Here is a 24,404-nt window from a genome sequence, read left to right as displayed (position 1 = left end):
TTTTGTCTCGGATTCTTTTTGTTTCATGCGGTGCGCGCGATGAAGCCGGCCTCCAGCGTCGCGCCGCCCAGCAGCCGGCCCACCTCCGCCGGCGTGCCGTCCGCCAGCAACGAGCCCTTGTGCAGCACGAGCACCCGGTCGGCCCCCTCGGCCTCTTCGACCCGGTGCGTGGCCCACAGCACGCACACGCCGCGCTCGCGCACGTCGGCATGCAGCGCGGCCAGCAGGTCCTGGCGCGACTTCGGGTCGAGCCCGACCGTGGCCTCGTCCATCAGCAGCACGGCGGGCCGGTGCAGGCCGGCGCGCGCAAGCTCCACCTTGCGGCGGTTGCCGCCCGAGAGTTCGCGCACCTTGCGGTCCAGGTCGGCGTCGATGTTTAGGCGCTCGCAGGCCGAGGCGATGCGCTCTTCGGCCAGGCGCCGCGGCAGGCCGTGCAGGTCGGCCTGGAACAGCAGGTTGCGCCGGATGCTCAGGTCCAGGTCGAGCGACATCTGCTGGAACACCACCCCGATGTGCCGCAGCGCAGCCGTGGCGGAACGGCGCAGCGAATGGCCCGCCACCTCGACCTCGCCCTCGTCGGCCGCGAACATGCCGGTCAGCACCTGGAACAGCGTCGACTTGCCCGCGCCGTTGGGTCCGAGCAGCGCCACGAACTGGCCCGCGGGCAAGCGCAGCGACAACGACTGCAGCGCCGTGCGCGTGCCATAGCGCTTGGTTAAGTCGATGGTTCGCAGCATGTAGGCCGATGAAGAATTTCGAGCAGTTCGGGCTCCGTGGGTACTTGCAGTTTGTATTCGATCCGCAAATTCTGTGCCTCTGCCGCGCCAAGGGTTTTCACTGTGCCGCGCTGCGCCTCGGCGACCGCGCAGGCGCCTTCGCGCTCCCTGTGCACCGGACACCCGTACTTCGCACGAGACACTTTGCGTCAAATTTGGATGCGCACAGCTTGCGGCGCTGCGCCAATGCGCCGTGCCCGGCCTCGAAGGACGCGTCGAACGCCCGGGATTTCCCTAGGTCCGAATCCACTCCGGCACGCTGCGGCGAGCCGCCCGAGGGCCGTTTTTTGCGCGCCTCCTGCGAGTGGCGCTGCGTGTCTTCGCATCGAACACAAGCCGGCCTTCGAACTGCTCCACCCTGGAACCGGCAGGCATGGATGTTGCGGACCGCAGCATTCGCCAAAGCGATCGAAAGATCCGCGGGTGCTGCCATGATCGTGTTCGAAACCCACTGAAATGTGAGGAGACATTTATGAAGTTTTCCAGGCAGATCGCCGGCCGTCTTGTACGGCACATCGGCGTCGCGATGCTGGCTCTTCCGGCTTTGGCGCTTGCCAATGCCGACGTGGAGAAAAACATCGCCAACTCCAAGAACTGGGCCACGCAAGCGGGCGATATGTTCAACCAGCGCTACAGCAAGTTGAACCAGATCACCAAGAGCAACGTGGGGAAGATGCAGGTCGCATGGACCTTCTCCACCGGCGTGCTGCGCGGCCATGAGGGTTCGCCCCTGGTGGTCGACGGGACGATGTACCTGCACTCGCCGTTTCCCAACAAGGTGTACGCACTCGACATCGAAACCCAGAAGATCATCTGGAAGTACGAGCCCAAGCAGGACCAATCGGTCATTGCCGTCATGTGCTGCGACACCGTGAACCGCGGCCTTGCCTATGCCGAGGGCAAGGTGTTCCTGCAACAGGCCGACACCACGCTGGTGGCGCTCGACGCCAAGACCGGCAAGGTGGCGTGGACGGTGAAGAACGGCGACCCGAAGGTCGGCGCCACCAACACCAACGCGCCCCACGTCTTCAAGGACAAGGTCATCACCGGCATCAGCGGCGGCGAATTCGGCGTGCGCGGGTTCCTTGCGGCCTACAACATCAAGGACGGCAAGCTGGCCTGGAAGGGCTTCAGCACGGGTCCCGACGAGGAAATGCTGATCGATCCGGCCAAGACCATGACCTGGACCGACGGCAAGCTCGCGCCGGTCGGCAAGGACTCTTCGCTGAAGACCTGGAAGGGCGACCAGTGGAAGATCGGCGGCGGCACCACCTGGGGCTGGTACAGCTACGACAAGGCGACCAATGCCGTGTACTACGGCACCGGAAACCCGTCGACCTGGAACCCGTCGCAGCGGCCCGGCGACAACAAGTGGTCGATGAGCATCTTCTCGCGCGACGTCGATACCGGCAAGGTCAACTGGGTCTACCAGATGACGCCTTTCGACGAATGGGACTTCGACGGCATCAACGAAATGATCCTGGCGGACATCAACGTCAAGGGCAAGCCGACCAAGGCGCTGGTGCACTTCGACCGCAACGGCTTCGCCTACACGCTGGACCGCGTGACCGGTGCGCTGCTGGTGGCCGAGAAGTACGACCCCAAGGTGAACTGGGCCACGCACGTGGACATGAAGACCGGCCGCCCGCAGGTGGTTGCCAAGTACTCCACGGCGCAGAACGGCGCGGACGTCAACACCAAGGGCGTCTGCCCCGCGGCGCTCGGCAGCAAGGACCAGCAACCCGCCTCCTTCGACCCCAACACCAAGCTCTTCTACGTGCCGACGAACCACGTCTGCATGGACTACGAGCCGTTCAAGGTCGAGTACACCGCGGGCCAGCCGTACGTGGGCGCCACGCTGTCGATGTATCCCACGCCGGGCAGCCATGGCGGCATGGGCAACTTCATCGCCTGGGACGCGGGCACCGGCAAGATCGTGCAGACCAAGGCCGAGAAGTTCTCGGTGTGGAGCGGTTCGCTGAACACCGCGGGCGGGATTTCCTGCTACGGCACGCTGGAAGGCTACCTGAAGTGCGTCGATGCGAAGGACATCAACAAGGAGCTGTTCAAGTTCAAGACCCCGTCCGGGATCATCGGCAACGTGTTCACCTACGAGCACAAGGGCAAGCAGTACATGGGCGTGTTCTCGGGCATCGGCGGCTGGGCCGGCATCGGCATGGCCGCGGGCATCGACCCCGAGAAGAGCACCGAAGGCCTGGGTGCCGTCGGCGGCTACAAGGAGCTGGCCCAGTACACCGAACTGGGCGGCTCCCTGACTGTCTTCGCATTGCCCAAGTGATGCGTTATCACCGAGGCGTCATCGACTCTTAGATAGACGCAACATGCGGACCGGGAGAGCACTCGACCGAGGGCTCTCCCCCCGTACTTTCAAAAGATACCGGAGACCCAGGAGCCATGAAATTTCGTAAGTCAACGTTGCTGCCTTCCCTCGTACTGCTTGCCGGCGTGGCCTGCACACTGGCCGTCGCCGCCGCGCCGGACCCGGCGCCCTACAAGGTGACCGACGGCTACAAGGTGGACCCCGAGACCATGAAGGGTTTCCGCACCTGGCGCTCCGCGGCCTGCGACCGCTGCCACGGTCCCAACCAGGAAGGCATGGTCGGCCCCTCGCTCATCAACAGCCTCAAGACCATGAAGAAGGAAGACTTCATCAAGACCGTGCGCGACGGGCGGCTCGACAAGGGCATGCAGAGCTTCGGCAACAACCCGGCCGTGATGGAAAACATCAACCAGCTCTATGCCTACCTGAAGGGCCGGTCCGACGGCGCCATCACACGCGCCCGCGTGGAAGAAAACAAATGACCGCCCGGCCGCGCGCTGGCAGGCTCTTTCCCCTCGGCGCTCGCCTGCGGGCGGGCCTCCTGGGCGCGGCATGCTGCTGCGCGGTGGTTCCCGCGCTGGCCCAGGAGACGCCTGCACGCAAGGAGTTCCGCGTCTGCCAGGACCCCAACAACATGCCCTTCTCCAACACCAAGGGAGAAGGCATCGAGAACCGCATCGCCGAGCTGTTCGGCAAGACGCTGGGCCTTCCGGTCGTCTACTACTCGTTTCCGCAGCGGCTGGCGTTCTTTCGCAACACGCTGCGCTACAAGCTGCCCGGACAGGACTACCCCTGCGACATCGTGATGGGCGTGCCGGTCGGCCTGGACGAGGTCTCGGTCACCAAGCCCTACTACCGCTCGACCTACGCGCTGGTCTTTCCCAAGGGGAAGGGCATGGACAACGTGGCTTCGGCGGAAGATTTCCTCAAGCTCGATGCGGCCAAGCTCAAGTCGCTGCGCATCGGCATCTACGACCGCTCCCCGGCCTCGCAATGGCTCAACAAGCACGGCCTGCTCGAACAAGGCGTGCCCTACAAGCTCATGAGCGCCGACCCCGCGCAGTACCCGGGCGAGATCGTCGAGAAGGACCTGGCCGAGGGCAAGCTCGATGCGGTCGTGGTCTGGGGCCCGATCGCCGGCTTCTTCGCCCGGCGCGTGAAGAACCCCGCGCTCGTCGTGTTGCCGCTCAAGTCCGAGAAGGGCCTGCGGCTGGACTACCAGATGGCCATGGGCGTGCGCTACGGCGAACGCGAATGGAAGCAGCAGATCGAAGGGTTGATCGAAGCCAAGGCACCCGAGATCCAGGCCATCCTGAAGGAATACGGCGTGCCGCTGGTCGACGCCTCGTTCGGAGTGCCCAACAACTGACCAGGCCATCCATGCGCTTCGCCATTGCTTTTCCGATTCGCCTTTCGCTCTGCGCCCTGCTCTGTGCTCCCCTGGCCCCGCATGCCGAGGCCGACAAGCGCGACTTTTCGGCCGCGGAACGCCTCTTGTTCATGACGCCGCAGCTGCAGGGGCTGCAGGCGCCCACGCTGCTGCGCTACAGCTTCGGCAAGACCGGCAGCTTCGAGGAGGCCTTTGCCGACCAGGTCACCGTGGCGCTGATCGCCAAGGCCGACGGCGGCTGCTGCGACGCCCGGGGCGTGTTCCTGAGCGGCGCGCGCAAGCTCGCGGTGCCCGAGGTGCCGGCCGCCGAGGGCAACCCCGTCATCCTGTATTTCCTGGAGCACGACGTGCGCGAGATGAAGCGCCTCACGCGCGGCTCCGAGTACCACTTCCGCAAGCGCATCCGCATGGCCATCTACCAGGATGCCGAGGTGCGCGAGGTGTCGCTGCGCTACCAGGGCCGCACGGTCAAGGGCAAGGAGATCGCGTTCAGCCCCTTCCTGGACGACCCGAACCGGCCCAGGTACGAGAAGTTCGCGGGCAAGACCTACCGCTTCACGCTGTCCGACGCGGTGCCGGGCGGCGTCTACGGCATTCGCACTTCCATTCCGGGCGAGAGCCCCGCGGCCCCGCCCCTGCTCGCCGAAGAACTCCTGATCGACGGGGCCAGGGCGCCGGCGCGCTGATGCCGCTTTTTCCTGACTCCAACGCGAACGCCATGAGAAAAACAATCCGCCTCCTGTGTCTTCTGGGCCTTCCGATGGCCGTGCATGGCGCCCCGCAGCGCGCGAATGACTTTCCCACCGTCGACCGCGTGCTGTACGTGCAGGAATGCATGGCCGCGCACCCGGACGCGGGCCGCTTCGAGATGACGAACAAATGCTCCTGCGCGGTCGATGCCATTGCCAGGGAGATCAGGTATTCGGAATACGTGGACCTGAGCACCGCCGCCAAGGCCACCACCATCGGCGGCGAGCGCGGCGGCTACATCCGCGACTCCGAAAAGCTCCAGGCCGACATCAAGCGCTACAAGGCGCTGCAGGCCAAGGTGAACAAGGGCTGCTTCATCGGCCCTCCCACCGCGCGCTGAGCGCCGGCCGGGGCACATGGCCATGACCGGGACCGCGGCACCTGTGCGCACCGGGCTCGCGGCGGCCCTGCTCTGCTGCGCCACGGCGTGGGCGGCGCCCTTCGCCTACATCACCAACCAGGGCAGCCACGACGTGTCGGTGATCGATGTCGCGTCGCAGCAGGTGGTGGCCACCGTGCCGGTCGGCCGGTCGCCCGCGGGCGTGGTGGCCTCCAGCCGCGCCGGCCGGGTGTTCGTTTCCAACCCCGACAGCAAGACGATCTCGGTCATCGACATGCGCGCCCAGAAGGTCGTGAACACGCTGGCGGCCGGCGACGGTCCGGTGGGCATCGACGCCTCGGCCGACGGCAAGCGCCTGTACGTGGCGGACTGGTACAGCAGCCGGCTGCTGGTGTTCGATGCGGCGGCCACCGATGCGGCCAAGCCCCTGGCCTCGGTCGCGGTCGGCCGCGCGCCGGCCGGCGTGGCCGCGCACACCGACGGCGCCACGGTGTTCGTGGCCGAGCGCGACGACGACAGCGTGGCCGTGGTCGATGCGCGTGCAAAGCGGGTGCTGGCGCGCGTGCGCGTCGGCAGCCATCCGTTCGCGCTGCTGCACGATGCGCCGCGCGCCCGGCTCTATGCGCTCAACGTGCAGAGCAACGACGTCTCGGTGGTCGATGTGCGCGACCCGCGCCGGCCCGCGGTCGTTGCCACCGTGAAGGTCGGCAAGGCGCCGTACGGCGCGGCGCTGGCCCAGGGCGGCGCGCTGCTGTACGTGACCAACCAGCACGAAGACACGGTCAGCGTGATCGATGCGGCTTCGCTCAAGGTGCTGCGCACCCTCCCCGGCTTCGGGTATCCCGAAGGCATCGCGGCGCACGGCGACCGCATCTATGTCGTGAACTGGATGGACGACAACGTGCAGGTGCTCGATGCCGCGAGCGGGCAGAAGCTCAAGACCATTGCCACGGGACAGAACAGCCGCGGGTTCGGCGCCTTCATCGGCGCGCCGGTGGAACACTGAATCCTCCATGCCGACCGACCTACCTTATTTCCTCATCACGGACGTTTCCATGCCGACACATCCTCCTGCCCGACGGGCCTTCTGCGTCCTTCTTGCATCCGCTCTCCTCGCGGCCTCGGCCCCTGGCCTCGCGCACGGGCCCACGCGCCAGAAGGTGAGCGAGAAAGTCACCATCGAGGCGCCGGCCGATGCCGTGTGGGCCAAGGTCAAGAACTTCAACGCGCTGAAGGACTGGCATCCGGCCGTGGCCGAAAGCCCTTCCGACAAGGGCAATGCCGAAGGTTCGGTGCGCACGCTCAAGCTCAAGGGCGGCGGCACGCTGGTCGAGACGCTCGAGAGCTACGACGACGCCCAGAAGAAGTACAGCTACCGTGCCAAGGACGGCGGCGCGCTGCCGGTGACCAACTACACCTCGACCCTCTCGGTGGTGGCCGACGGCGGCAAGTCCGTCGTCGAGTGGCGCGGCGCCTTCTACCGCGCCTTTCCGAACAACAATCCGCCGCCCGAGCAGAACGACGAAGCCGCGCTCAAGGCCGTGACCGAGGTCTACCGCGGCGGCCTGGCCAACCTGAAGAAGATGATGGAGTCGAAGTAGCCCGCGGCAGCGCGCGGCACGGGTCAACACCATGGGCAACCAGGAACAACTCGAAGACTGGCGGCGCCTCGCATTGCGCGTCGAGAGCGAAGTCGCAAAGGCGGTGATCGGCCAGGCCGGCACGATCCGGCTCATCAACGTGGCGCTGTTCGCGCGCGGCCATGTGCTGCTCGAAGGCGACGTGGGCGTCGGCAAGACCACGGTGCTGCGCGCCTTCTCGCGCGCCATCGGCGGCGACTTCGAGCGCGTCGAGGGCACGGTCGACCTGATGCCGGGCGACCTCATCTATCACACCTATGTCGATGCCGAGGGCCGGCCGCGCATCGACCCCGGTCCCCTGCTGCGCCACGGCGAGCGCCTGGTCACCTTCTTCTTCAACGAGATCAACCGGGCCCGGCCGCAGGTGCAGTCGCTGCTCCTGCGCGCCATGGCCGAGCGCACGGTCTCGGCCTTCGACCGCGAGTACAGTTTTCCGCACATGACGGTGTTCGCCGACCGCAACAAGGTGGAGCGCGAGGAGACTTTCGAGCTGGCCTCGGCCGCGCGCGACCGCTTCATGTTCGAGCTGAACATGCCCAAGCCGAGCGACCGCGCCGTCCGGAAATCGCTGGTGTTCGACACCGCCTACCACGACACCGAAAGCCTGATCGACAAGGTGGCGCCGGGCATCCTGCCGTGGGAGCGGCTCAACGCCATCGGCGCCGAGGTGCAGCGCAGCGTGCGCGCCAGCGAGACCATCGAGCGCTACGTGCTCGATGTCTGGGAAGCCACCGAGACGCCGCAGAAGTTCGGCATCCGGCTGGACAACGTGGACATGGACCGCCTGATTCTTGCCGGTGCCAGCCCGCGCGGCATGAGCGCGCTGCTGCGCGCCGCGCGCACCGTCGCCTGGCTCGAGGGGCGATCGCACCTGGAGCCGGCCGATCTTGCGGCGGTGCTGCCCTCGGTGCTCGGGCACCGCGTGTTCTTCACGCCGGTGTACGAGCTGCGCCGGGCCGAGCTGTCCGAAGCGCTCGTCACCCAGATCATGGACAAGATCGCGGCGCCCTGACCACGTCCCGACACACCGAGCCGGCCATGGAGCGCGTCGATGAATTCCACTACCAGCTGCCGCGCCGCTTCGGCGGCTGGCGGCCGGGTGCGCAGCGTGGATCGAGCCAGGGCAGCGGACAGGAATTTGCCGCCCACCGGCGCCTGTTCGATCATCCCGACCCTCGCCGCATCGACCTGCGCGCCAGCGTGCGCGACGGCCGGGGCGACTGGCTGGTGCGCATCCACCGGCTGCGCGTGGCCATTCCCGTGCACGTGGTGGTGGACGTCTCGGCATCGATGCATTTCGGCGCCGAGCGGCGCAAGCTCGACGTGGTGGCCGACCTCGTCGAGGCGCTGGGCTACAGCGCGTTTCGCGCCGGCGACACGGTCGGCCTGCTGGCCTTCGACCAGCGCGAGCGCGAAGACCTGTTCGTGCCCGCGCGCCACAGCCGCGGCAATGGCAGCCTGATGGCGCGGATGCTGCGCGAATGCCGCGCAACGCCCGGTGCCCCGCCCACGGACGCGAGCGCACTGGCGGGCCTGCGCCGCGCGACCGAACGGCTGGTCGGCCGCGGCGGACTGGTGTTCCTCGCGTCCGACTTCCACTGGCCGACCGCGGCGCTGGGCGAACTGCTCGCGCAGTTCGCCCCGGCCTGCGTGGTGCCGCTCGTGGCCTGGGACCCGGCGGAGACCGAGCCGCCGGAGGCGCGCGCGCTGGTCGCGCTGAGCGATGCCGAGACCGGCGTGCGGCGCAGCCTCTGGATGCGCGAATCGCTGCGCACGCGATGGCGCGATGCGGTCGCGGCGCGCCGCGCCGAACTCACCGCCTTGTTCAACGCGCACGGCATGCCGCCCTTCCACCTGCATGGCCGCTTCGATGCCGAGGCGCTCACGCGCTACTTCATGGAGACGGCGGCATGAAGCGGCTGCCTGCGGCCTTGCTCGCACTCGCCATGGCGGCCGGCGCGGCGGCTGCCTCCACCGTGGAGCAGCCGCGCGCCTTCGGCCACGTGATCGGCGACCTGCTCACGCAGCGCGTGCTGCTCGAGCAGGACGGCCAACCGCTGCAGCCCGCCGCGCTGCCCGCCGCGGCGCGCATCGACCTCTGGCTCGAACGCCGGCCGCCGCGCATCGAAAGCGATGCCGAAGGCCGTCGCTGGCTGGCCATCGACTACCAGGTCATCAACGCCCCGCGCGCGCTGACCGCGATCTCGCTGCCGGCGCTCAGCATCGCGACCGCATCGGGCGTGCCGCTTTCGCTGCCCGCATGGGCGGTCAGCATCGGGCCGCTGACACCGGTCGATGTGCTCGGCGAAGGCGACCTGCAGCTGCTGCGGCCGGACCGCCCGGTCGCGCCGCTTCCGACCCATGCCGCCGAGCAGCAGATGAAGCTCTCGCTGCTTGCGCTGCTGGCGGTGATCGCCGCCTGGTTCGGCTGGTGGGCATGGCGCAACAGGCGCGAGGCGCAGCAGCTTCCGTTCGCCAGCGCCTGGCGCGAGCTCAGGCGGATCGGCGACCCCACCAGCCCCGAGGCATGGCGCGTGGTGCATCGCGCGCTCAACCGCAGCGCCGGCCGCGTGGTGCATGGCGCCAGCCTGCCGCAGCTGCTGGCCGATGCGCCGTACCTGCGCCCGCTGCAGCCGCGGCTCGAAGACTTCTACCGCGAGTCGACGCGGCGCTTCTTTGCCGAGAGCGCCGGCGCGCCCGCAGCGCCCACGGCGCCCACGGCGCGCAACGCCGCCTATCCGCTCAAGCCGCTGTGCCGCGCGCTGCGCGACGCTGAAAAACGCCACGGGCATTGACGGCCATGCGCTTCGACCTCGCCCAGCCCTGGATGCTCCTGCTGCTGCCGCTCGCGCTGCTCCCGCTGCTGCGCCGGCGCAGCGACACGCTGGGCTTCTCCTACCTGGCCTGGCTGCCGTCGGACCGCATCGGCCGCGTGGTGGGTTTCATGTGGCGCGCGTTTGCGGCCGGCGCCATGGCGTTCACGGTGCTCGGGCTCGCAGGGCCGGGGCAATCGGGCGCCGTGGTCGAGCGTGCCGGGCGCGGCGCGGAGGTGCTCATCCTCATGGACCGCAGCAGCAGCATGGACGCGACCGTCCATACCAACGGCCTGCAGACGGCGGGGCGCATGTCGCAGGAGCCCAAGGCCAAGGTCGTACGCGACCTTCTGGGCGAATTCGTCGCCAAGCGGCCGGACAACCGCTTTGCCTTCATGACCTTCAGCACGGTGCCGATCGTGGCGGTGCCCTTCACGCAGAAGACCGACACCGTGCAGGCCGCGCTCGCCGCCACCGCCATCGGGCGCGGCCTGCCCGAAACACGCATGGGCGCCGCACTGCTGGCCGCCATCGAGGAATTCGAAGGCCGCGCCTATTCGGGGAGCCGCGTGATCCTGATCGTCTCGGATGGCGGCGCCCAGCTCGACGAGGCCACGCGCCAGCGCGTCCACGCCGGCCTCGCGCGCGAGAAGATCGGCCTGTACTGGATCTACGTGCGCAGCGGCCCGAACTCGCCCAACCTCAACACCGAGACGGTGTCGGCCTACGGGCTTGGCGAAGAATTGGCGCTGCACCAGTTCTTCAAGACGCTGGCCACGCCCTACCGGCTCTACCAGGTGGACGATTCCAATGCCATGGCCGCGGCCATGGCCGAGATCGACCGGCAGCAGAATTTTCCGCTGACCCTGCATGAGCGGGTGCCGCGGCGGGACCATGGCGCGGCGCTCTATCTTGCCGCGATGCTGTGCTGCGCGGGCCTGCTCGCGTGCCGTGCGGTGCAGCTGCAAAGCTGGCGGAAGACCCCGTGAAGCGGCGCACGGTGCACCTGGTCTTCGGCGTGCTGGGCCTGTGCTGCGCCGGCGCGGCGCTGGAGCGCGGCCTGCGCCTGCAGCGCACGCAAGCCCTGAACGCCGAGGTCGCCCGCATCGCGGCCACCCCGGCCGGCGCGGATGCCACGCCCGCGCCCGTCTCGGCACCGCGCCAGCTCCAGCTGGCCCAGGCCATCGCGCTGTCGAAGGCCGGGGCACACGACGCCGCGCTCAAGGGCTATGCGGCGCTGATCCAGGGCGGCGAACGCGACCCGGTCGCGCAGCAGGCGCTGTTCAACCTGGGCAACATGTACCTGCGCCAGGGCATGGCGCAGGACGCCGGCGCGCTGCCCCTGTTCGAACTGGGCAAGCAGCGGCTGCGGGACCTGCTGCGCGCCGCGCCCGAGGACTGGGACGCGCGCTACAACCTGGAGCGCGCCCTGCGGCTCGCGCCCGAAGACCAGGAAGCCTTTTCCGCCGAGCAGCAGCCGGCGCACGAGCAGCGGCGCGTGCGGGTTCCGGGCTTCGTCGCCGGAGACCTGCCGTGAAGCCGTCGCCGGTGCGCCGGTGGCTGTCGGCATCGCGGCGCCTCTTCGGCGGCACCGGCAATGGTCCGTTGCTGCTCGCGATGCTGCTGCTGGCGCTCGCGGTCTGGCCGCCGCGCGTGCAGCTGCAGCGGCCGGTGTTCAACTGGCAGGTGAGCTTCGACATCACGCAGAGCATGAACGTGGAAGACGTCGAGCTGAACCACGCGGCCGTGAGCCGGCTCACGCTCGCGCGTGCTGCCATGCGCGAGGTGCTGGGCGCACTGCCCTGCGGCTCCAGGGTGGGCTGGAGCATTTTCGCGGACTACCGGTCGGTGGTGATCCTCACGCCCGTGGAGGTTTGCAGCCACTATGAAGAACTGCTGGCCTCGCTCGAGCGCATCGACGGGCGCATGCGCTGGGCCAATGCCAGCAACGTCAGCAAGGGCGTGACCTGGGCCGTGCGCGGCGCCCGCAGCATCGGGCCGGACACGCGCTTCGTCTTCATCAGCGACGGCCAGGAGTCGCCGCCCCTGCGCATCAACGAGACCCCGCCGATGACGGACATCAAGCCCGGCGACGTGAAGGGCTGGCTGGTCGGCGTGGGCGGCGACGTGCCGGTGCCCATTCCCAAGACCGGCAGCAACGGCGAACCTGCCGGCTACTGGCGCGCCGACGAGGTGGTACAGGGATCGGCCATGGGCGGCACGCTGAACCACGAGCATCTTTCCGAGCTCAGGCAAGACCACCTGCGCGCGCTGGCCGAGCTGGTGGGCGTGAACTACCGGCGACTGAACACGCCCGAGGCGCTGATGACGGCCATGCTCGACCGCCGCTATGCCGAACTCGTGCCCACGGACACCGACCTGCGCTGGATCCCCGCGCTGCTGGCGCTCGCTCTGCTGGCGTGGCGCTTCGCGCCCGATTTCGGCTGGCTTCGCGAGCGGCGTCCCGCGCGGGGCGAGAAGAAGGCGATCGACCGCACGCCGCCGCGCGGCCTCACGCGTCCGGCGTGACGAGCGCGGCCGAGAGCCGGCGCGAGTTGGCCGGATCGCGGAACACCAGCGGATGCTCGACCGGCGCCGCCGGGTCTCTTGCGGCGGCGCGTTCCACCGCATCCACCACGCGCTGGTGGTCGGGACTCTTGGCGCACACCGGGTCGGCGGCTGCGGCATCCTGCGCCAGCAGGTAGGCCTGGCAGCGGCAGCCGCCCAAGTCCTGTTCGCGCTGGTCGCAGCTGGCGCAGGGCTCCTTCATCCAGCCGGTGCCGCGGTAGCGGTTGAAGCCTTCGGAGTCGAACCAGATGTCGCGCAGGCTCTGCGCCTTCACGTTCGGAAACTCGAGGCCCGGCAGCATCTTGGCCGTGTGGCAGGGCAGCGCGGTGCCGTCGGGCGCCACCGTGAGGAACATGCTGCCCCAGCCGTTGACGCATTTCTTGGCCTTGCCCTCGTGGTAGTCGGGCGCCACGAAGAAGATGCGCATGCGCTCGCCCAGCCGCTTGCGCCAGGCGTCGGTCACCGCCTCGGCATGGCGCAGCTGCTCGTGCGTGGGCAGCAGCTGGTCGCGGTTGACGAAGGCCCAGGAGTAGTACTGCGTGTTGGCGAGCTCGAGGTACTCGGCCCCCATCTCGTGCGCCATCTCGATGATGCGGTCGATGTGGTCGATGTTCATGCGGTGGATCACCACGTTGAGCACCATCGGCCAGCCCTGGTCCTTGATGATCTTCGCCACCCGGTTCTTCAGCTCGAAGGTCTTGGTGTGCGAGAGAAAGTCGTTCATCTCGCGCGTGGAATCCTGGAACGACAGCTGCACGTGGTCCAGCCCCGCGGCCTTGAGCGCCGCGGCGCGCTGTGCCGTGAGGCCGACGCCCGAGGTCAGCAGGTTGGTGTAGTAGCCCAGCCGCGCGGCCTCGGCAATGATGACTTCGAGGTCGTCGCGCAACAGCGGCTCGCCGCCCGAGAGGCCGCATTGCACCGCGCCGAGCTCGCGGCCTTCGCGCAGCACGCGCAGCCAGTCTTCGGTGCCGAGCTCGTTCTCCTGGGTCGCGAAGTCGACCGGGTTGAAGCAGAACACGCAATGCAGCGGGCAGCGGTAGGTCAGCTCGGCCAGCAGCCAGAGCGGCGGTCCGGGGCGCGGAGGCGTTGTGGTCATGCCGGGTCCCAGCGAAGCCAGTTCTGCTGCGCCGCCATTTCGACGAAGCCGCGCACCTCGGGTTCGAGGCCGGTGGTGTCGAAGGCCTGCTCCAGGTCGGCCACGATCTGCGCCACGCTGCGCTCCCCGTCGCAGCGCTTCATGATCTCGCCCGCGCTGCCGTTGAGCCGCACCATGCCCTCGGGGTAGAGCAGCACATGGCATTCCTGCGCCGGCTCCCACTGCAGGCGAAAGCCGGGGCCGATGCGGGGTTTGCTCTCGGCGCCGAGCATGGTCCTGTTTCCGCTCATGCCGTTCCTGCGGCCGCCACGCCGTAGCGCGTGGCCATCGCGTCGTTCATGGCCCAGAGGATGTCGAGCTTGAACTGCAGCACCTCCAGCGCGCGCTCCTGCAGCGCGCGGGTGTCGAAGTGCGCGAGCGTGATGGCAAGGCCCTGCTCCACGTCGCGCCGGGCCTGGCTCACGCGGTTGCGAAAGTAGCTCAGGCCGCCCGGCTCGATCCAGCCGTAGTGCTCGGGCCAGGTGGCCAGGCGCTGCTTGTGGATCTCGGGCGCGAAGAGCTCGGTGAGCGACGAGCACACCGCCTCCTGCCACGGCGCGCGGCGCGCAAAGTTCACGTAGGCATCGACGGCGAAGCGCATGGCCGGCACCACGTGGCGCAGGTCGAGCACTTCGTCGCGCGAAAGGCCCACCGCTTCGGCCAGGCGCAGCCAGGCCTCGATGCCGCCTTCGTCCTTGACGCCCCCGAGCTCGAAGCCGTCGTGGTCGAGGATGCGCTGCACCCAGCCGCGGCGCACCTCGAGGTCGGGACAGTTCGAGAGCACCGCGCCATCCTTGATGGGGATCGCGATCTGGTAGTAGAAGCGGTTCGCCACCCAGCCGCGGATCTGCTCGGGCGTGGCCCGGCCGCTGTTGAGCATGACGTTGAATGGATGGTGGATGTGATAGCTGCGGCCGCGCTCGCGCAGCTTGGCTTCGAATTCCTCGCGGCTCCAGGCCGGTGCGGATGCGGGGCTGCCCGCGGCCGTGCGAAAGGGGTCCTGGATTCTGTCGGCGTGCATGGTGTGGCGCTGCGGCGCTTGTCCCGGTCAGAGTTGAATGGCCATGCCGTCTTCGCACGGCTCGATGCCTGCGCGCCGGAGCGCCGCATGCTCTTCGGAATCTTCGTCGAGGATCGGGTTGGTGTTGTTGATGTGGATCAGCATGCGCCGCCGGGTGGTCGGCGGCAAGCGGGACAACCACTCGATCATTCCGCCCTCGCCCGACTGCGGCAGGTGGCCGATCTCGCGCGCATGCTTGCCGCTGACGCCCAGGCGAACCATCTCGTCGTCGGTCCAGAAAGTGCCGTCCACCATCACCGCATCGGCATTGGCCATGGCGTCGAACACGGGCGGCGTGATGGCACCCAGGCCCGGCGCGTAGAACAGGCTCTTGCCGCTCCTGCGGTCGAAGATGGTCACGCCGATGTTGTCGCCCTCCACCTGCTGCTCGCGGTGCGGCGAATACGGCGCGGCCTTGCCGGTCAGCGGCATCGCGCGAAAGCTCAGGCCGGGCACGCCCGGCACTTCGAATGCGCTGCCGTCGAGCGCGATCGCGTGGCGCGCCACGCCGCAGTAGTGCGAGAGCACGCGCAGCACGGGATTACCCTGACTCAGGTCCTCGGCGACGGGGTCGGTGCACCACAGCGGCAGCGGCGAGCCGCGCTCGCGCAGCATGAAGAGGCCGGTGGCATGGTCGACCTGCCCGTCGATCAGCACCACGCCGGCAATCGCGGTGTCGCGCATCTTGCGGGCCGGCTGCAGCACCGGGCTGCTGCGGATCTGCTCCAGGATGTCGGGCGATGCGTTGAACAGCACGCCATCGGCGCTGTCGTCGGGCCGCACGAAGATCGATGACTGCGTGCGCGGCCTGGCGCGCACCGTGCCCGCGCGCACACCGGCGCAGTTGGGGCAGTTGCAGTTCCACTGCGGAAAGCCGCCGCCCGCGGCGGAGCCCAATACGGTGATGCGCATCGAGGGACGAAAAGAAGAGGAAGAAGGTTCGAAACAACCCGCCCCGCAATGGACGGGACGGGTTGTGACGAGGCGCGCAAATCAGCGTGCGCTGACGTACATCGTGATCTCGAAGCCGAAGCGAAGATCAGTGGCCGTCGGGGTTTCCCATTTCATGTAGTGTCTCCTGCAGAGTTGCACAGCGCCACACGGCGGCTGCGGGAACTTCGTGTGCTCCAGGACGCATATTGAACCCCTGGCCCCGCAGGACCTAGCCGTGAAATCATGAATGGGACTTCATGATTTTCATGAATAGCGGCCGTGGGGCCACCGCGTACCATGACGCCCGTGCTCCCTACCGGCCTGTACCCCGAATCCCCGCCCTGGCGAACCCACGCATTGCCCGTCTCGCACGGCCATGTGCTGCATGTAGAAGAAAGTGGTGATCCGGAGGGCATCTGCGCCGTGCTGCTGCATGGCGGCCCCGGATCGGGCAGCTCGCCGCTGCTGCGCCGCTTCTTCGACCCGGCGCGCTATCGCGTGATCGCCATCGACCAGCGCGGCGCCGGCCGGAGCCTGCCGCGCGGTGCCACGGCGCACAACCGCACGGCCGACCTGCTGGACGACCTGCGCCAGGTCCGCGAACACCTTGGCGTGCCGCGCTGGCTCGTGGCCGGCGGCTCGTGGGGCGCCACGCTGGCGCTTGCGCATGCGGCCTCCGAACCCGAAGCCGTGGCGGCCCTGCTGCTGCGCGCGGTGTTCCTGCCGCGGACCGAAGACATCGCGGCCTTCTTCCAGGACACGGCCGGCCGCGCACCGGCCGCATGGGCACGCTTCGCGTCGGTGGCGCCGGCCGATCGGCGCCACGACATGCTGGGCTTTCTCGCGCACGGGCTGCTGGACGCGCCGCCAGGCGATGACGACCTGCCGCGCCGCCTCGCGCTCGCATGGTGGCGCTGGGAACAGACCCTGGCGCGCGGCACGAACCTGCCGGACGAAGCGCCCCGGCCCGCCGAACCCGACCGCGCCACGCTCAACGCGCTGCTCGACCGCTACCGCGTGCAGAGCCACTACCTGCGGCACCGCTGCTGGCTCGACACGCCGCCGCTGCTCGAGCGCCTCGGCGCACTGCCGCAGGTGCCCACCCTGCTGCTGCATTCGCGCGACGACCGCGTCTGCCGCCCCGAGGCCGCACAGGCGGTGCACGACCGCATCCCGCACAGCCGGCTGCAGTGGGTCGATGGCGCCGGACACGATCCCTCGCACCCGGCCATGGCCTTCGCGATGACCGGCGCACTCGACAGCTATGCGCGCCACGGCCGGTTCGCAGGCGGGCCGGCGCCATGACGCTGCGCCTGAAGATCAATCTCATCGTCAGCCTGCTGACGATGCTGTTCGTCACCGCGATGCTCGCGCTGCAGCTGCGCGCCATGCGCGAATCGGTGCACGAGGAAGTCGTGGCGGCCAACCGCGTGGCCGCGCAGCTGCTCAACCGCACCGCCTGGCTCTACGCAGCCCAGGGCACGCCCGCGATGCTGTCGTTCCTGCAGGGCGTGGGGCGCGTGCGCTCCAACGACATCATGCTGCTGGACAGCGACGACAAGGTCCTGTACAGCTCGCCGACCTCGGTCTACAAGGCCGGCCGCGATGCGCCGGACTGGTTCGCCAGCCTCGTCTCGCCGCCGCCCTCGAAGCTGTCGATCGCCTTTCCGGGCGGCCAGCTGGTGGTGCATTCGAACGCCTCGCGCGCGGTGCTGGATGCGTGGGACGACTTCGTGCTGCTGACGCTCAGCGCGCTGGGCTTGCTCGCGGTGGTCAATGCGGGCGTGTTCTGGCTCGTGGGCCGTGCGACGCGGCCGTTCGGCGACATCGTCGATGCGCTGAACCAGCTCGAGAGCGGGCGCTTCGACGTGGCGCTGCGCGCCCTGCCCGGCACCGAAGCCGCCGCCATCGGCGCCGCCTTCAACCGCATGGTCGGCATGCTGCAGCAGCACATCGAGACCGAGCGGCGCGCGGTGCGGGCCGAAAGCCGCCTGTCCGAAAGCCGCGAGCTGGGCCGCTGGGTCGACCAGAAGATCGAGCAGGAGCGCCGCCTCATTGCGCGCGAGCTGCACGACGAGCTCGGCCAGTCGGTCACCGCGATGCGCAGCATGGCGCTGTCGATCGCGCAGCGCGTGCAGTCGCTCGACCCGCAGGCGGAGCAGGCGGCGCGGCTGATCGCGGAAGAATCGGGTCGGCTCTACACCGCCATGCACGGCATGATCCCGCGCCTGACGCCGCTGGTGCTCGACAAGTTCGGCCTGGTGGCCGCGCTCGAAGACCTGGTGGAACGCACGCGCAACAGCCATGGCGAGGTCGAGGTCGAATGGCACCTCGCCATCGAGCTCGACCGCCTCCGGCTGGACACCGACACCGCGCTGGTGCTGTACCGCGCTGCGCAGGAAGGCATCACCAACGCGCTGCGGCACGGCGAGGCACGCCGGATCGTGCTGGCGCTCGAGGGCGACGAGCACACGGTGGACCTCACGCTCACCGACGACGGCCGCGGCCTTCCCGGCCCTGAAGCCGCAAGGGAAACCAGCGTCGGGCACTATGGCCTGCGGTGGCTCGCCGAGCGCATCGACAGCCTGGGCGGCGAGCTGCGCCTTGAACCCGCCGCGCCAAGCGGCGCCCGATTGAAGGTGCGGCTGCCCCTGCCGGCAGCCGCCACGGAGAATGCATGAACCAAGCGGAGCAGACGATTCGAGTGATGCTGGTCGACGACCATGCGCTGGTGCGCATGGGCTTTCGCATGCTGCTGGCCGATGCGCAGATCGAGGTGGCGGCCGAGGCCGACACCGGCGAGCAGGCCTGCCAGGACTATCCGCAGGTGCGGCCCGACCTGGTGGTGATGGACCTCTCGATGCCCGGCATGGGCGGGCTGGAGGCGCTGCGGCGCCTGCTGGCCCACGACCCGAAGGCGCGCGTGCTGGCGTTGTCGGCGCACGAGGACACGATCCATCCGCGCCGCGTGCTGCGCGCAGGCGCGCTGGGCTACCTGGCCAAGCGCAGCGCCCCCGAGGCGCTGATCGCGGCCGTGCGGGCCGTGGCGCGCGGCGAGCGCTACATCGACGCGACCACCGCGCAGGCGCTGGCCACGGCGCAGATCGAAGGCGAGGCCAATCCCGCCGACCTGCTCAGCGAGCGCGAGTTCTCGGTCTTCATCCAGCTCGCGCGCGGCATGACGGTGGCGCAGATCGCGAGCACGCTGAACCTGTCGCTCAGCACCGTGGGCTCGCACCTGTACCGCGTGAAGCAGAAGCTGGGCGCGGTCAACCAGGCCGAGCTGACCTGGGTGGCGCTGCGCTGGGGGTTGATCCAGGTTTAGTGCGCCCGCGCCCAAATGGCGCTTTTTGGGAGCCGCAGCCCTGGGTCGGCAGTTATGGCCATCCAGGAATTGTTGTACGCCGCCTTCGGCCGCTTGGCCGCTGAAGTGCTGAATGGCCGCACAGGCGGCGGATTTACCGCTGCCGGCCTGGATGCCGGCTTCTGTAGCGCTGTGGAGGGGTTGCACGCTGGCCGCGAGATGCCCGAAGCGGCAGCCGTGTTCTGAGTCTGGCAGTTCGCCAGCAAGCGAAAAGCGACACGGAGCGTGACAAATTGACCTCTCGCAATGGGTGCTGGCCGCCGCTCTCAATGAAAACGCCTCGCTCCCGCATACAAGTCTTCATCCTCAAAACTTGGAGATTCTCAGATGGAGCGAAAAGTCATTGTCGTGGGCGATCCACCGGCCCCGGGCGGGGCGGTGCTGCCCTATGACGGCCCCACAATGGACGTCTACGGGCATCGGATCGCGCTGATCGGCGGACGTGCCTACTGCGAAGGCTGCAACAGCGTCGGCATCATAGCTAAAGCTGGCGGCCCTCGCAGAGGCCTCTTCTACGGGGCCGAAATAGCGCTGGAAGGCGACGTGGTGATGTGCCACTGCCCGGTTCCGCCGCCGATCATTGCCACGTTGGTGCACACGGTGATCAATGATGATCTCCTAGGTGGTGGTGTGAGGGCCTTCAGCGCCAGTTTTGCAGCGCTGCCGGGTTGGTTCTCCGGGGATTCGACGAGCGTTGCCGCGAGCAAGAAGGTGGTTGATGAGTTGGTGGAGCACCCACCGGAAGCCGAGCAGACCGAAAACATCTGCCCGAACATGACAAATAGGGAGTTCTGCGATCTGATGATGAAAGTTCGAGACAGGGCGGTTGAACTCATTACCAAGAAACGTCTCCCCGAACTTCAACGTTGGAACAATGCTGACCAAGCTCGCGTCGCTCAATGGTTTGGCAACAATGACCCCTCCGTCAGAGAGTATCTACACAATGGCCTTTCGGCTTGCGAGCGGGTGTTGCGTGGTCTGGAAGGAAAGAATTTTGTGCGTTACTCGCTCACGGCTCTGAAGCATGTGGGATGCACTATCGAATCTCCGAGGGGAGTTGTCGCAGCCGTCTGCAAACCCGACACTCAATCGCGCACCATCGCCATCCACATTGACTTTTGCCAATTGCGACGGACGTCTGCAAAATTCGACTCGCAGCTATCAACACTCGTGCATGAGGTAACGCATTTCAACGATACCTTTGGCAGCTTCGACACCATCAATCACCTCGGCGCTTCTCTGCAGGCGGCAAAAACCGCACCCGAGAGCGTGAAAACCAATGCCGACAGCATTGCCGGCTACGTCGTATGGGACGAACCTTATGAAGGCTAGATTCGTCGCGCTGCTGCCCTTGATCCTGGTTGCAGGGCGAGCGGTGGCATGCAGCTATATCGTTCAAACCCAAGTGAGCTTTGAAAGCGGCTCAGCCGCGCTGGATCGGTCGCAGGTCATCAAGCTCTCGGAGTGGCTGGAGCGCTCTTACACAACTTTTCCCACGTACACGAGCGCCTCTGTAGAAGTTGGTGCGTCCGGCCCCGCTCCCCTCAAGGCAAAGGCACTGGCTGAACTGCGTGCGACCAATACCGTAAGAGCACTGCGCATGTTGTTGCGAGTCGATCTTCCGGTAGTGACAGTCGCTCAGGCATACCATTCGCCCAAGAACAGTTTCGGAGAGAGCAACGACTTCGCCTCGCTCCAACTCTATCCCGATGTCAAGGACCTGAAACTGCCGGACTGCAATCCGGTACCGAATCCCGGCGTCCAACGGTGACCAAAGGCCCAACATGAGCAATCATCGGCAGGCCGTTCTTGGATACCTGTTGGCATCGTTCCGGGCTCGTGCTGCAAATGGTCCGATGAATCAGTAGCGCTGAACAAGCAGCGGTGAGTCCATTCGCCGACTACTCATTTGGACTTTGACCATGAATTCGGCCCTACGATTGTCGGTGCCAAAAGGCAGACCCTCTCTTACAAGTAGTCGCCGCAACGATAAGGCGCGCAGTTGGACTGCGCGCTTGGTGCTGCTTTTTACGGTGCAACGAATCCTTGCAGCTACTGAAATTCAGATGAGCGCATTTGTCGCGTAGTCTGCGGCCAATTTATCGCGGGCCGCATCACCTTGCGGCTCAGCTGCGTTCGAGCACCGGCCAGCCGGCTTTCAGCGCATGCGCGCGCAGCCGCGGGTCCGGCGCGACCGCCACGGGGTCAGAGACCGCCTCCAGCAGCGGCAGGTCGCTGGCCGAATCCGAATAGAACCACGACCTCTCGAGCGCATCGAGCCGCGTGCCGTGCAGCGCCAGCCACTGCGCGACGTGTCCCAGCTTGTGCGCGCCGAAGCACGGGTCGCCGTCGATGCCGCCGTCGAGCGCATCGCCCGTCACCCGAGAGCGCGTCGCCAGCACGTCGGCCACGCCGAACACCCGGCCGAAGGGCTCGGCGATGAAGCGCGTGGTGGCGGTCACGATGGCGCAGAGGTGGCCCGCGTCCTGGTGCTTCTTCACCAGCGCACGCATCTGCGCCGGCACCTGCGGCGCGACTTCAGCCTCGAACTCCGCGGCCCATTGCCTGAGCCGGGCCATGCCGAAGCTTGCCAGCGGCAGGACGCTGACGCGATGCAGCTCGCGGATGTCGAGCGTGCCGTCCACGTACTGCTGGCAGTAGCCCAGGTAGACGGTTTCGGCATCCGCCGGCAGCACACTGCGCGCCACCAGGAAGCGGGTCCAGGCCATGCCGCTGTCGAACGGAATCAGCGTGTGGTCCAGGTCGAACAGCGCGAGCTTCATCGCAGCAAACGGAACCGGAGATCGCGTCCGGCTAGGCGGCCGAAGCCGCCGGTGCCTTCGGCTGCGCCGGCGGCCGCAGCCGGGGCGGCACCTGCGGCAGCTGCAGCTGCGCGGGCAGCACGCCGCGCAGCGCATTGCACACCACCAGCTTCTGTGCCGCCTTCAGGTCGTCCAGCGAGAGACTGCGTTCCGTGGCCTCCCAGATCGAGTCCTCGATCAGCACGCCGCGCATCACGCCGGGCAGCGCGCCGTCGGCCACCGGCGGCGTCCACCAGCGCCCGCCGATGCGCGCGAACACGGTGCTGCGCCCGCCTTCGACCAGCCGCCCGTCCTCGGTGAAGAACAGGCTGTCGAAGGCGCCGACGCGCTCTGCCGTGCGCACGCCGGCATCGTAGTGCTGGCGCACAGTGGTCTTGTGCGCGGCCAGCGGGTTGGCATTGGGAAGGCGCTGGCTTGCAATGAGCAGCTTCACCGCACCGGGAGGCAGCGGCGGCAGCGCCGAGTGCGTGATGCCGATGCGCCCATCGTGCGCAAGCGCCAGGCGCAGCCGCGAGGGCTGGTCGGGTGCCAGCGTGGGCAACGCATGGCCGAGCGCCTCCATCGCGGCCTCGCGGTCGAATTCGAAGCCCAGCACGCGCGCGCTGCGCGCCAGCCGTGCCAGGTGCCGCTCCAGGTGGCGCAGGCCTTCGCCCGGCGTGGCCAGCATGGTTTCGAAGAGCTCGAAGCCCGGGTCCAGGGCCGTGAGAAAACGGGCCTTGAGCAGGCATTCCTCGAACTCGTCGGCCGCGTTGCTGTCCTGCACGATGCCGGCACCGATGCCCAGGCGCAGCGGCCGCGCGCCCCCGGTTTCCGCACCCAGCGTGAGCGTGCGAATGGCGACCGAGAGGCAGAAATCGCCGATCGATGCGCCCTCTGCCGGCGCACCGATCCAGCCGATGGCGCCGCAGTAAAGACCGCGTGGCGTGCTCTCCAGCCGGGCGATCCATTCCATGGTGCGGTGCTTGGGCGCCCCCGTGATCGAGCCGCACGGGAACACCGCGCGCAGCAGCTCGGGCATGCCCACGCCGGGGCGCAGCGCCGCCTGCACGGTCGATGTCATCTGGAACACCGTGGCATAGGGCTCGATGGCAAAGAGCGTGGGCACCTTGACCGACCCGGTGCAGGCCACGCGGCCGATGTCGTTGCGCAGCAGGTCGACGATCATCACGTTCTCGGCGCGGTTCTTGGTGTCCACCGACAGCAGCCGGGCCATCTCGCTGTCGCCTTCGGGCGCGCCGGCGCGCGCCGCGGTGCCCTTCATGGGCCGCGCAGTGAGCACGCCGGCGTCGTTGGCGCAGGAAGAGCTCGGGCGAGCACGAGAGCACGTGCGTGACGGCGTCTTCGCCGCTTTCGGGCAACGCGATGAGCGCGCCATAGGCCACGGGCTGCCGCTCGCGCAGGCGCCGGTACAGCGCCACGGGCGAGCCGAGGCTGCGGCCATGCAGCCGGTAGGTGAAGTTGACCTGGTAGGTCTCGCCCGCGGCAATGGCCGCGTGGATGCGTGCGATGGCTTCAGTGAATTCGGCCTCGTCGATGCTGGGCTGCAGGTCCATCACGCCGGCGGGCTGCGGCTGGCCGGCGTCGGGCGCACCCTCCTGGCTCGCGAGCCAGCACGCGACTTCTGCGGCCGAGAGTTTTTCGCAATCGCGGTACATCAGCACGCGCAGGGCCGAGGCGTCGTCGGCCGCGAGCCGCGCCTGCCCGGCATGCAGCAGCTTGGCGCCCCATTCGTAGTCGGCCAGCAGCACCGCGTGCAGGCCTTGCCGCAGGTCGGCATCGACGCGCGCCCACATGCCGTCGAGCCCGGCCGCGTCGGTGCACCGGTGCTCGCGCACGAAGCCGGTGTGCAGGCGGCTGGTGGGCTGCCCGGGCGTCGAGCCGCAGTCGTCGAGGAGCGCGAAGCAAGGCACGGTCAGCTCCAGTCGTCCATGTCGTGCTTGATGCGGTGGCGGTTGGCGATCAGCTCGTCGACCGTCGGCTCATTGCGCAGCGCGCGCCGGATCGCGAGCTTGGTGGCTTCGTAGTTGGTGCGGTACATGTCTTTCTTGTCCAGGTCCTCGTGTTTCGCGCAGCGCGGATCGATCCACACCAGGCTGATGATGCACAGCGTATTGGCATGCTCCCTCGGAATGATGCCCTCGATCAGGCAGTCGACCACCGCATCGGCCGTGGCGCTCTGCACCACGCCGCCGAACAGGTCGATATTGGCCACGTCCTTGAGCGTGACCTTGGGCACCATGATGGTCGCGGGCCGCACGAGCTGGTTGCAGGCGCGGATCGCGAACATCGCGGTGTGGCCCTTGCTCTGGGCCATCATGTTGGCAAAGGCCTGGCCCACCGGGCCATCGGTCGCGCCGATGAGGATCTCGGGCATGGCGTCGGTGAACTGGCCTTCCCTCGCGAGCACGGTGGCTTCGCCGGCATGGAAAAGATAGGGATGTGTCATGGGCACTCGCGGTTGAAAGTTGGGAA

At 68.0% G+C, this 24,404-nt stretch carries 28 protein-coding genes and 1 pseudogene; 20 read left to right on the top strand and 9 right to left on the bottom strand.

Going from position 1 to position 24,404, the window contains the following annotated elements:
- Nucleotides 1-23: 23 nt before the first annotated feature.
- Nucleotides 24-737: a lanthanide ABC transporter ATP-binding protein PedB/LutE gene (locus tag ABID97_RS12810; protein WP_354398843.1), complete on the bottom strand. Its 714-nt coding sequence runs from the start codon at nucleotides 735-737 to the stop codon at nucleotides 24-26.
- Between the two features lie 8 nt (nucleotides 738-745).
- Between ABID97_RS12810 and ABID97_RS12805 the strand changes: the two genes are divergently transcribed.
- The 14 genes from ABID97_RS12805 to ABID97_RS12740 all read left to right on the top strand — a co-directional run bounded on the left by ABID97_RS12805 (nucleotide 746) and on the right by ABID97_RS12740 (nucleotide 12,579).
- Nucleotides 746-1,231 carry a hypothetical protein gene (locus ABID97_RS12805; protein ID WP_354398842.1) on the top strand — a complete coding sequence of 162 codons (486 nt, stop codon included), beginning with the start codon at nucleotides 746-748 and terminating at the stop codon, nucleotides 1,229-1,231.
- A 71-nt stretch (nucleotides 1,232-1,302) separates the two neighbouring features.
- A complete protein-coding gene (locus ABID97_RS12800; RefSeq protein ID WP_503012817.1) occupies nucleotides 1,303-3,075 on the top strand; it encodes a methanol/ethanol family PQQ-dependent dehydrogenase in 1,773 nt (590 codons plus the stop codon).
- Nucleotides 3,076-3,191: 116 nt separating this feature from the next.
- A complete protein-coding gene (locus ABID97_RS12795; protein ID WP_093011263.1) occupies nucleotides 3,192-3,599 on the top strand; it encodes a c-type cytochrome in 408 nt (135 codons plus the stop codon).
- The gene (locus ABID97_RS12790) at nucleotides 3,596-4,486 is read left to right on the top strand and encodes a substrate-binding domain-containing protein (protein ID WP_354398840.1); all 891 of its coding nucleotides are present in this window, start codon (nucleotides 3,596-3,598) and stop codon (nucleotides 4,484-4,486) included. The genes ABID97_RS12795 and ABID97_RS12790 overlap by 4 nt, the downstream gene beginning before the upstream one ends.
- Nucleotides 4,487-4,497: 11 nt before the next feature.
- The gene (locus ABID97_RS12785; RefSeq protein ID WP_354398839.1) at nucleotides 4,498-5,193 is read left to right on the top strand and encodes a hypothetical protein; all 696 of its coding nucleotides are present in this window, start codon (nucleotides 4,498-4,500) and stop codon (nucleotides 5,191-5,193) included.
- 32 nt (nucleotides 5,194-5,225) lie between these two features.
- The gene (locus ABID97_RS12780; RefSeq protein ID WP_354398838.1) at nucleotides 5,226-5,597 is read left to right on the top strand and encodes a hypothetical protein; all 372 of its coding nucleotides are present in this window, start codon (nucleotides 5,226-5,228) and stop codon (nucleotides 5,595-5,597) included.
- Nucleotides 5,598-5,619: 22 nt separating this feature from the next.
- Nucleotides 5,620-6,603, top strand: coding sequence for a YVTN family beta-propeller repeat protein (locus ABID97_RS12775; RefSeq protein ID WP_354398837.1), 984 nt, complete (start codon nucleotides 5,620-5,622; stop codon nucleotides 6,601-6,603).
- A gap of 154 nt (nucleotides 6,604-6,757) precedes the next feature.
- The gene (locus ABID97_RS12770) at nucleotides 6,758-7,198 is read left to right on the top strand and encodes an SRPBCC family protein (protein ID WP_354398836.1); all 441 of its coding nucleotides are present in this window, start codon (nucleotides 6,758-6,760) and stop codon (nucleotides 7,196-7,198) included.
- A 31-nt stretch (nucleotides 7,199-7,229) separates the two neighbouring features.
- The gene (locus tag ABID97_RS12765) at nucleotides 7,230-8,249 is read left to right on the top strand and encodes an AAA family ATPase (protein ID WP_354398835.1); all 1,020 of its coding nucleotides are present in this window, start codon (nucleotides 7,230-7,232) and stop codon (nucleotides 8,247-8,249) included.
- 26 nt (nucleotides 8,250-8,275) lie between these two features.
- Nucleotides 8,276-9,151: a DUF58 domain-containing protein gene (locus ABID97_RS12760; protein WP_354398834.1), complete on the top strand. Its 876-nt coding sequence runs from the start codon at nucleotides 8,276-8,278 to the stop codon at nucleotides 9,149-9,151.
- Nucleotides 9,148-10,032 (top strand): calcium incorporation protein MxaA, encoded by an 885-nt coding sequence (locus ABID97_RS12755; protein WP_354398833.1) that lies wholly within the window; start codon nucleotides 9,148-9,150, stop codon nucleotides 10,030-10,032. Before ABID97_RS12760 ends, ABID97_RS12755 begins: the two co-directional genes overlap by 4 nt.
- A 5-nt stretch (nucleotides 10,033-10,037) precedes the next feature.
- A complete protein-coding gene (locus ABID97_RS12750) occupies nucleotides 10,038-11,039 on the top strand; it encodes a vWA domain-containing protein (RefSeq protein ID WP_354398832.1) in 1,002 nt (333 codons plus the stop codon).
- Nucleotides 11,036-11,587, top strand: a complete 552-nt coding sequence (locus tag ABID97_RS12745; RefSeq protein ID WP_354398831.1) for an MxaK protein — start codon at nucleotides 11,036-11,038, stop codon at nucleotides 11,585-11,587. The genes ABID97_RS12750 and ABID97_RS12745 overlap by 4 nt, the downstream gene beginning before the upstream one ends.
- Nucleotides 11,588-11,667: 80 nt before the next feature.
- Nucleotides 11,668-12,579, top strand: coding sequence for a vWA domain-containing protein (locus ABID97_RS12740; protein WP_503012816.1), 912 nt, complete (start codon nucleotides 11,668-11,670; stop codon nucleotides 12,577-12,579).
- Here the strand turns inward: ABID97_RS12740 and pqqE are convergent.
- The 5 genes from pqqE to pqqA all read right to left on the bottom strand — a co-directional run bounded on the left by pqqE (nucleotide 12,563) and on the right by pqqA (nucleotide 15,881).
- Nucleotides 12,563-13,714: a pyrroloquinoline quinone biosynthesis protein PqqE gene (gene pqqE, locus ABID97_RS12735; RefSeq protein WP_354398829.1), complete on the bottom strand. Its 1,152-nt coding sequence runs from the start codon at nucleotides 13,712-13,714 to the stop codon at nucleotides 12,563-12,565. The genes ABID97_RS12740 and pqqE overlap by 17 nt on opposite strands.
- Nucleotides 13,711-14,004: a pyrroloquinoline quinone biosynthesis peptide chaperone PqqD gene (pqqD, locus tag ABID97_RS12730; RefSeq protein ID WP_354398828.1), complete on the bottom strand. Its 294-nt coding sequence runs from the start codon at nucleotides 14,002-14,004 to the stop codon at nucleotides 13,711-13,713. Before pqqD ends, pqqE begins: the two co-directional genes overlap by 4 nt.
- Nucleotides 14,001-14,774: a pyrroloquinoline-quinone synthase PqqC gene (gene pqqC / locus ABID97_RS12725; protein WP_354398827.1), complete on the bottom strand. Its 774-nt coding sequence runs from the start codon at nucleotides 14,772-14,774 to the stop codon at nucleotides 14,001-14,003. The genes pqqD and pqqC overlap by 4 nt, the downstream gene beginning before the upstream one ends.
- 27 nt (nucleotides 14,775-14,801) lie before the next feature.
- Complete coding sequence (gene pqqB, locus ABID97_RS12720) at nucleotides 14,802-15,725, bottom strand: pyrroloquinoline quinone biosynthesis protein PqqB (RefSeq protein ID WP_354398826.1); 924 nt, start codon at nucleotides 15,723-15,725, stop codon at nucleotides 14,802-14,804.
- An 81-nt stretch (nucleotides 15,726-15,806) separates the two neighbouring features.
- Nucleotides 15,807-15,881 carry a pyrroloquinoline quinone precursor peptide PqqA gene (gene pqqA, locus ABID97_RS12715; RefSeq protein ID WP_010100094.1) on the bottom strand — a complete coding sequence of 25 codons (75 nt, stop codon included), beginning with the start codon at nucleotides 15,879-15,881 and terminating at the stop codon, nucleotides 15,807-15,809.
- A gap of 162 nt (nucleotides 15,882-16,043) precedes the next feature.
- Here pqqA and ABID97_RS12710 point away from each other — a divergent pair, with 162 nt between their 5' ends.
- The 6 genes from ABID97_RS12710 to ABID97_RS12685 all read left to right on the top strand — a co-directional run bounded on the left by ABID97_RS12710 (nucleotide 16,044) and on the right by ABID97_RS12685 (nucleotide 20,881).
- Complete coding sequence (locus tag ABID97_RS12710; protein WP_354398825.1) at nucleotides 16,044-17,051, top strand: alpha/beta fold hydrolase; 1,008 nt, start codon at nucleotides 16,044-16,046, stop codon at nucleotides 17,049-17,051.
- The gene (locus tag ABID97_RS12705) at nucleotides 17,048-18,427 is read left to right on the top strand and encodes a histidine kinase (RefSeq protein ID WP_354398824.1); all 1,380 of its coding nucleotides are present in this window, start codon (nucleotides 17,048-17,050) and stop codon (nucleotides 18,425-18,427) included. Before ABID97_RS12710 ends, ABID97_RS12705 begins: the two co-directional genes overlap by 4 nt.
- Nucleotides 18,424-19,071 carry a response regulator gene (locus tag ABID97_RS12700; protein ID WP_354398823.1) on the top strand — a complete coding sequence of 216 codons (648 nt, stop codon included), beginning with the start codon at nucleotides 18,424-18,426 and terminating at the stop codon, nucleotides 19,069-19,071. Before ABID97_RS12705 ends, ABID97_RS12700 begins: the two co-directional genes overlap by 4 nt.
- Nucleotides 19,072-19,125: 54 nt before the next feature.
- A complete protein-coding gene (locus ABID97_RS12695) occupies nucleotides 19,126-19,296 on the top strand; it encodes a hypothetical protein (RefSeq protein WP_354398822.1) in 171 nt (56 codons plus the stop codon).
- A gap of 141 nt (nucleotides 19,297-19,437) precedes the next feature.
- The gene (locus ABID97_RS12690; RefSeq protein ID WP_354398821.1) at nucleotides 19,438-20,442 is read left to right on the top strand and encodes a M35 family metalloendopeptidase; all 1,005 of its coding nucleotides are present in this window, start codon (nucleotides 19,438-19,440) and stop codon (nucleotides 20,440-20,442) included.
- Nucleotides 20,432-20,881 carry a hypothetical protein gene (locus ABID97_RS12685; RefSeq protein ID WP_354398820.1) on the top strand — a complete coding sequence of 150 codons (450 nt, stop codon included), beginning with the start codon at nucleotides 20,432-20,434 and terminating at the stop codon, nucleotides 20,879-20,881. Before ABID97_RS12690 ends, ABID97_RS12685 begins: the two co-directional genes overlap by 11 nt.
- 355 nt (nucleotides 20,882-21,236) lie before the next feature.
- Here the strand turns inward: ABID97_RS12685 and ABID97_RS12680 are convergent, their stop codons facing one another.
- From ABID97_RS12680 to fae, 3 genes and pseudogenes are all read right to left on the bottom strand, one after another.
- A complete protein-coding gene (locus ABID97_RS12680; protein ID WP_354398819.1) occupies nucleotides 21,237-21,893 on the bottom strand; it encodes an HAD family hydrolase in 657 nt (218 codons plus the stop codon).
- 31 nt (nucleotides 21,894-21,924) lie between these two features.
- Nucleotides 21,925-23,842, bottom strand: a pseudogene (pabB, locus tag ABID97_RS12675) (aminodeoxychorismate synthase component I).
- 2 nt (nucleotides 23,843-23,844) lie between these two features.
- Nucleotides 23,845-24,378, bottom strand: a complete 534-nt coding sequence (fae, locus tag ABID97_RS12670; RefSeq protein ID WP_354398818.1) for a formaldehyde-activating enzyme — start codon at nucleotides 24,376-24,378, stop codon at nucleotides 23,845-23,847.
- Nucleotides 24,379-24,404 lie beyond the last annotated feature (26 nt).

It is taken from the genome of Variovorax sp. OAS795 (assembly GCF_040546685.1).
Lineage (GTDB): Bacteria > Pseudomonadota > Gammaproteobacteria > Burkholderiales > Burkholderiaceae_C > Variovorax.
This window is presented reverse-complemented; position numbering and strand designations above follow the sequence as displayed.

What these genes read in the sequence shown, in the direction of transcription:
- ABID97_RS12810 (WP_354398843.1), bottom strand. Translation starts at nt 737, where the DNA reads ATGCTGCGAACCATCGACTTAACCAAGCGCTATGGCACGCGCACGGCG.
- ABID97_RS12785 (WP_354398839.1), top strand. Translation starts at nt 4,498, where the DNA reads ATGCGCTTCGCCATTGCTTTTCCGATTCGCCTTTCGCTCTGCGCCCTG.
- ABID97_RS12780 (WP_354398838.1), top strand. Translation starts at nt 5,226, where the DNA reads ATGAGAAAAACAATCCGCCTCCTGTGTCTTCTGGGCCTTCCGATGGCC.
- ABID97_RS12700 (WP_354398823.1), top strand. Translation starts at nt 18,424, where the DNA reads ATGAACCAAGCGGAGCAGACGATTCGAGTGATGCTGGTCGACGACCAT.
- ABID97_RS12760 (WP_354398834.1), top strand. Translation starts at nt 8,276, where the DNA reads ATGGAGCGCGTCGATGAATTCCACTACCAGCTGCCGCGCCGCTTCGGC.
- ABID97_RS12680 (WP_354398819.1), bottom strand. Translation starts at nt 21,893, where the DNA reads ATGAAGCTCGCGCTGTTCGACCTGGACCACACGCTGATTCCGTTCGAC.
- ABID97_RS12750 (WP_354398832.1), top strand. Translation starts at nt 10,038, where the DNA reads ATGCGCTTCGACCTCGCCCAGCCCTGGATGCTCCTGCTGCTGCCGCTC.
- ABID97_RS12790 (WP_354398840.1), top strand. Translation starts at nt 3,596, where the DNA reads ATGACCGCCCGGCCGCGCGCTGGCAGGCTCTTTCCCCTCGGCGCTCGC.
- pqqE (WP_354398829.1), bottom strand. Translation starts at nt 13,714, where the DNA reads ATGACCACAACGCCTCCGCGCCCCGGACCGCCGCTCTGGCTGCTGGCC.
- ABID97_RS12805 (WP_354398842.1), top strand. Translation starts at nt 746, where the DNA reads ATGAAGAATTTCGAGCAGTTCGGGCTCCGTGGGTACTTGCAGTTTGTA.
- ABID97_RS12755 (WP_354398833.1), top strand. Translation starts at nt 9,148, where the DNA reads ATGAAGCGGCTGCCTGCGGCCTTGCTCGCACTCGCCATGGCGGCCGGC.
- pqqD (WP_354398828.1), bottom strand. Translation starts at nt 14,004, where the DNA reads ATGAGCGGAAACAGGACCATGCTCGGCGCCGAGAGCAAACCCCGCATC.
- ABID97_RS12705 (WP_354398824.1), top strand. Translation starts at nt 17,048, where the DNA reads ATGACGCTGCGCCTGAAGATCAATCTCATCGTCAGCCTGCTGACGATG.
- ABID97_RS12690 (WP_354398821.1), top strand. Translation starts at nt 19,438, where the DNA reads ATGGAGCGAAAAGTCATTGTCGTGGGCGATCCACCGGCCCCGGGCGGG.
- ABID97_RS12775 (WP_354398837.1), top strand. Translation starts at nt 5,620, where the DNA reads ATGACCGGGACCGCGGCACCTGTGCGCACCGGGCTCGCGGCGGCCCTG.
- ABID97_RS12800 (WP_503012817.1), top strand. Translation starts at nt 1,303, where the DNA reads ATGCTGGCTCTTCCGGCTTTGGCGCTTGCCAATGCCGACGTGGAGAAA.
- ABID97_RS12685 (WP_354398820.1), top strand. Translation starts at nt 20,432, where the DNA reads ATGAAGGCTAGATTCGTCGCGCTGCTGCCCTTGATCCTGGTTGCAGGG.
- ABID97_RS12765 (WP_354398835.1), top strand. Translation starts at nt 7,230, where the DNA reads ATGGGCAACCAGGAACAACTCGAAGACTGGCGGCGCCTCGCATTGCGC.
- pqqB (WP_354398826.1), bottom strand. Translation starts at nt 15,725, where the DNA reads ATGCGCATCACCGTATTGGGCTCCGCCGCGGGCGGCGGCTTTCCGCAG.
- ABID97_RS12740 (WP_503012816.1), top strand. Translation starts at nt 11,668, where the DNA reads ATGCTGCTGCTGGCGCTCGCGGTCTGGCCGCCGCGCGTGCAGCTGCAG.
- ABID97_RS12695 (WP_354398822.1), top strand. Translation starts at nt 19,126, where the DNA reads ATGGCCATCCAGGAATTGTTGTACGCCGCCTTCGGCCGCTTGGCCGCT.
- fae (WP_354398818.1), bottom strand. Translation starts at nt 24,378, where the DNA reads ATGACACATCCCTATCTTTTCCATGCCGGCGAAGCCACCGTGCTCGCG.
- ABID97_RS12710 (WP_354398825.1), top strand. Translation starts at nt 16,044, where the DNA reads ATGACGCCCGTGCTCCCTACCGGCCTGTACCCCGAATCCCCGCCCTGG.
- ABID97_RS12795 (WP_093011263.1), top strand. Translation starts at nt 3,192, where the DNA reads ATGAAATTTCGTAAGTCAACGTTGCTGCCTTCCCTCGTACTGCTTGCC.
- pqqC (WP_354398827.1), bottom strand. Translation starts at nt 14,774, where the DNA reads ATGCACGCCGACAGAATCCAGGACCCCTTTCGCACGGCCGCGGGCAGC.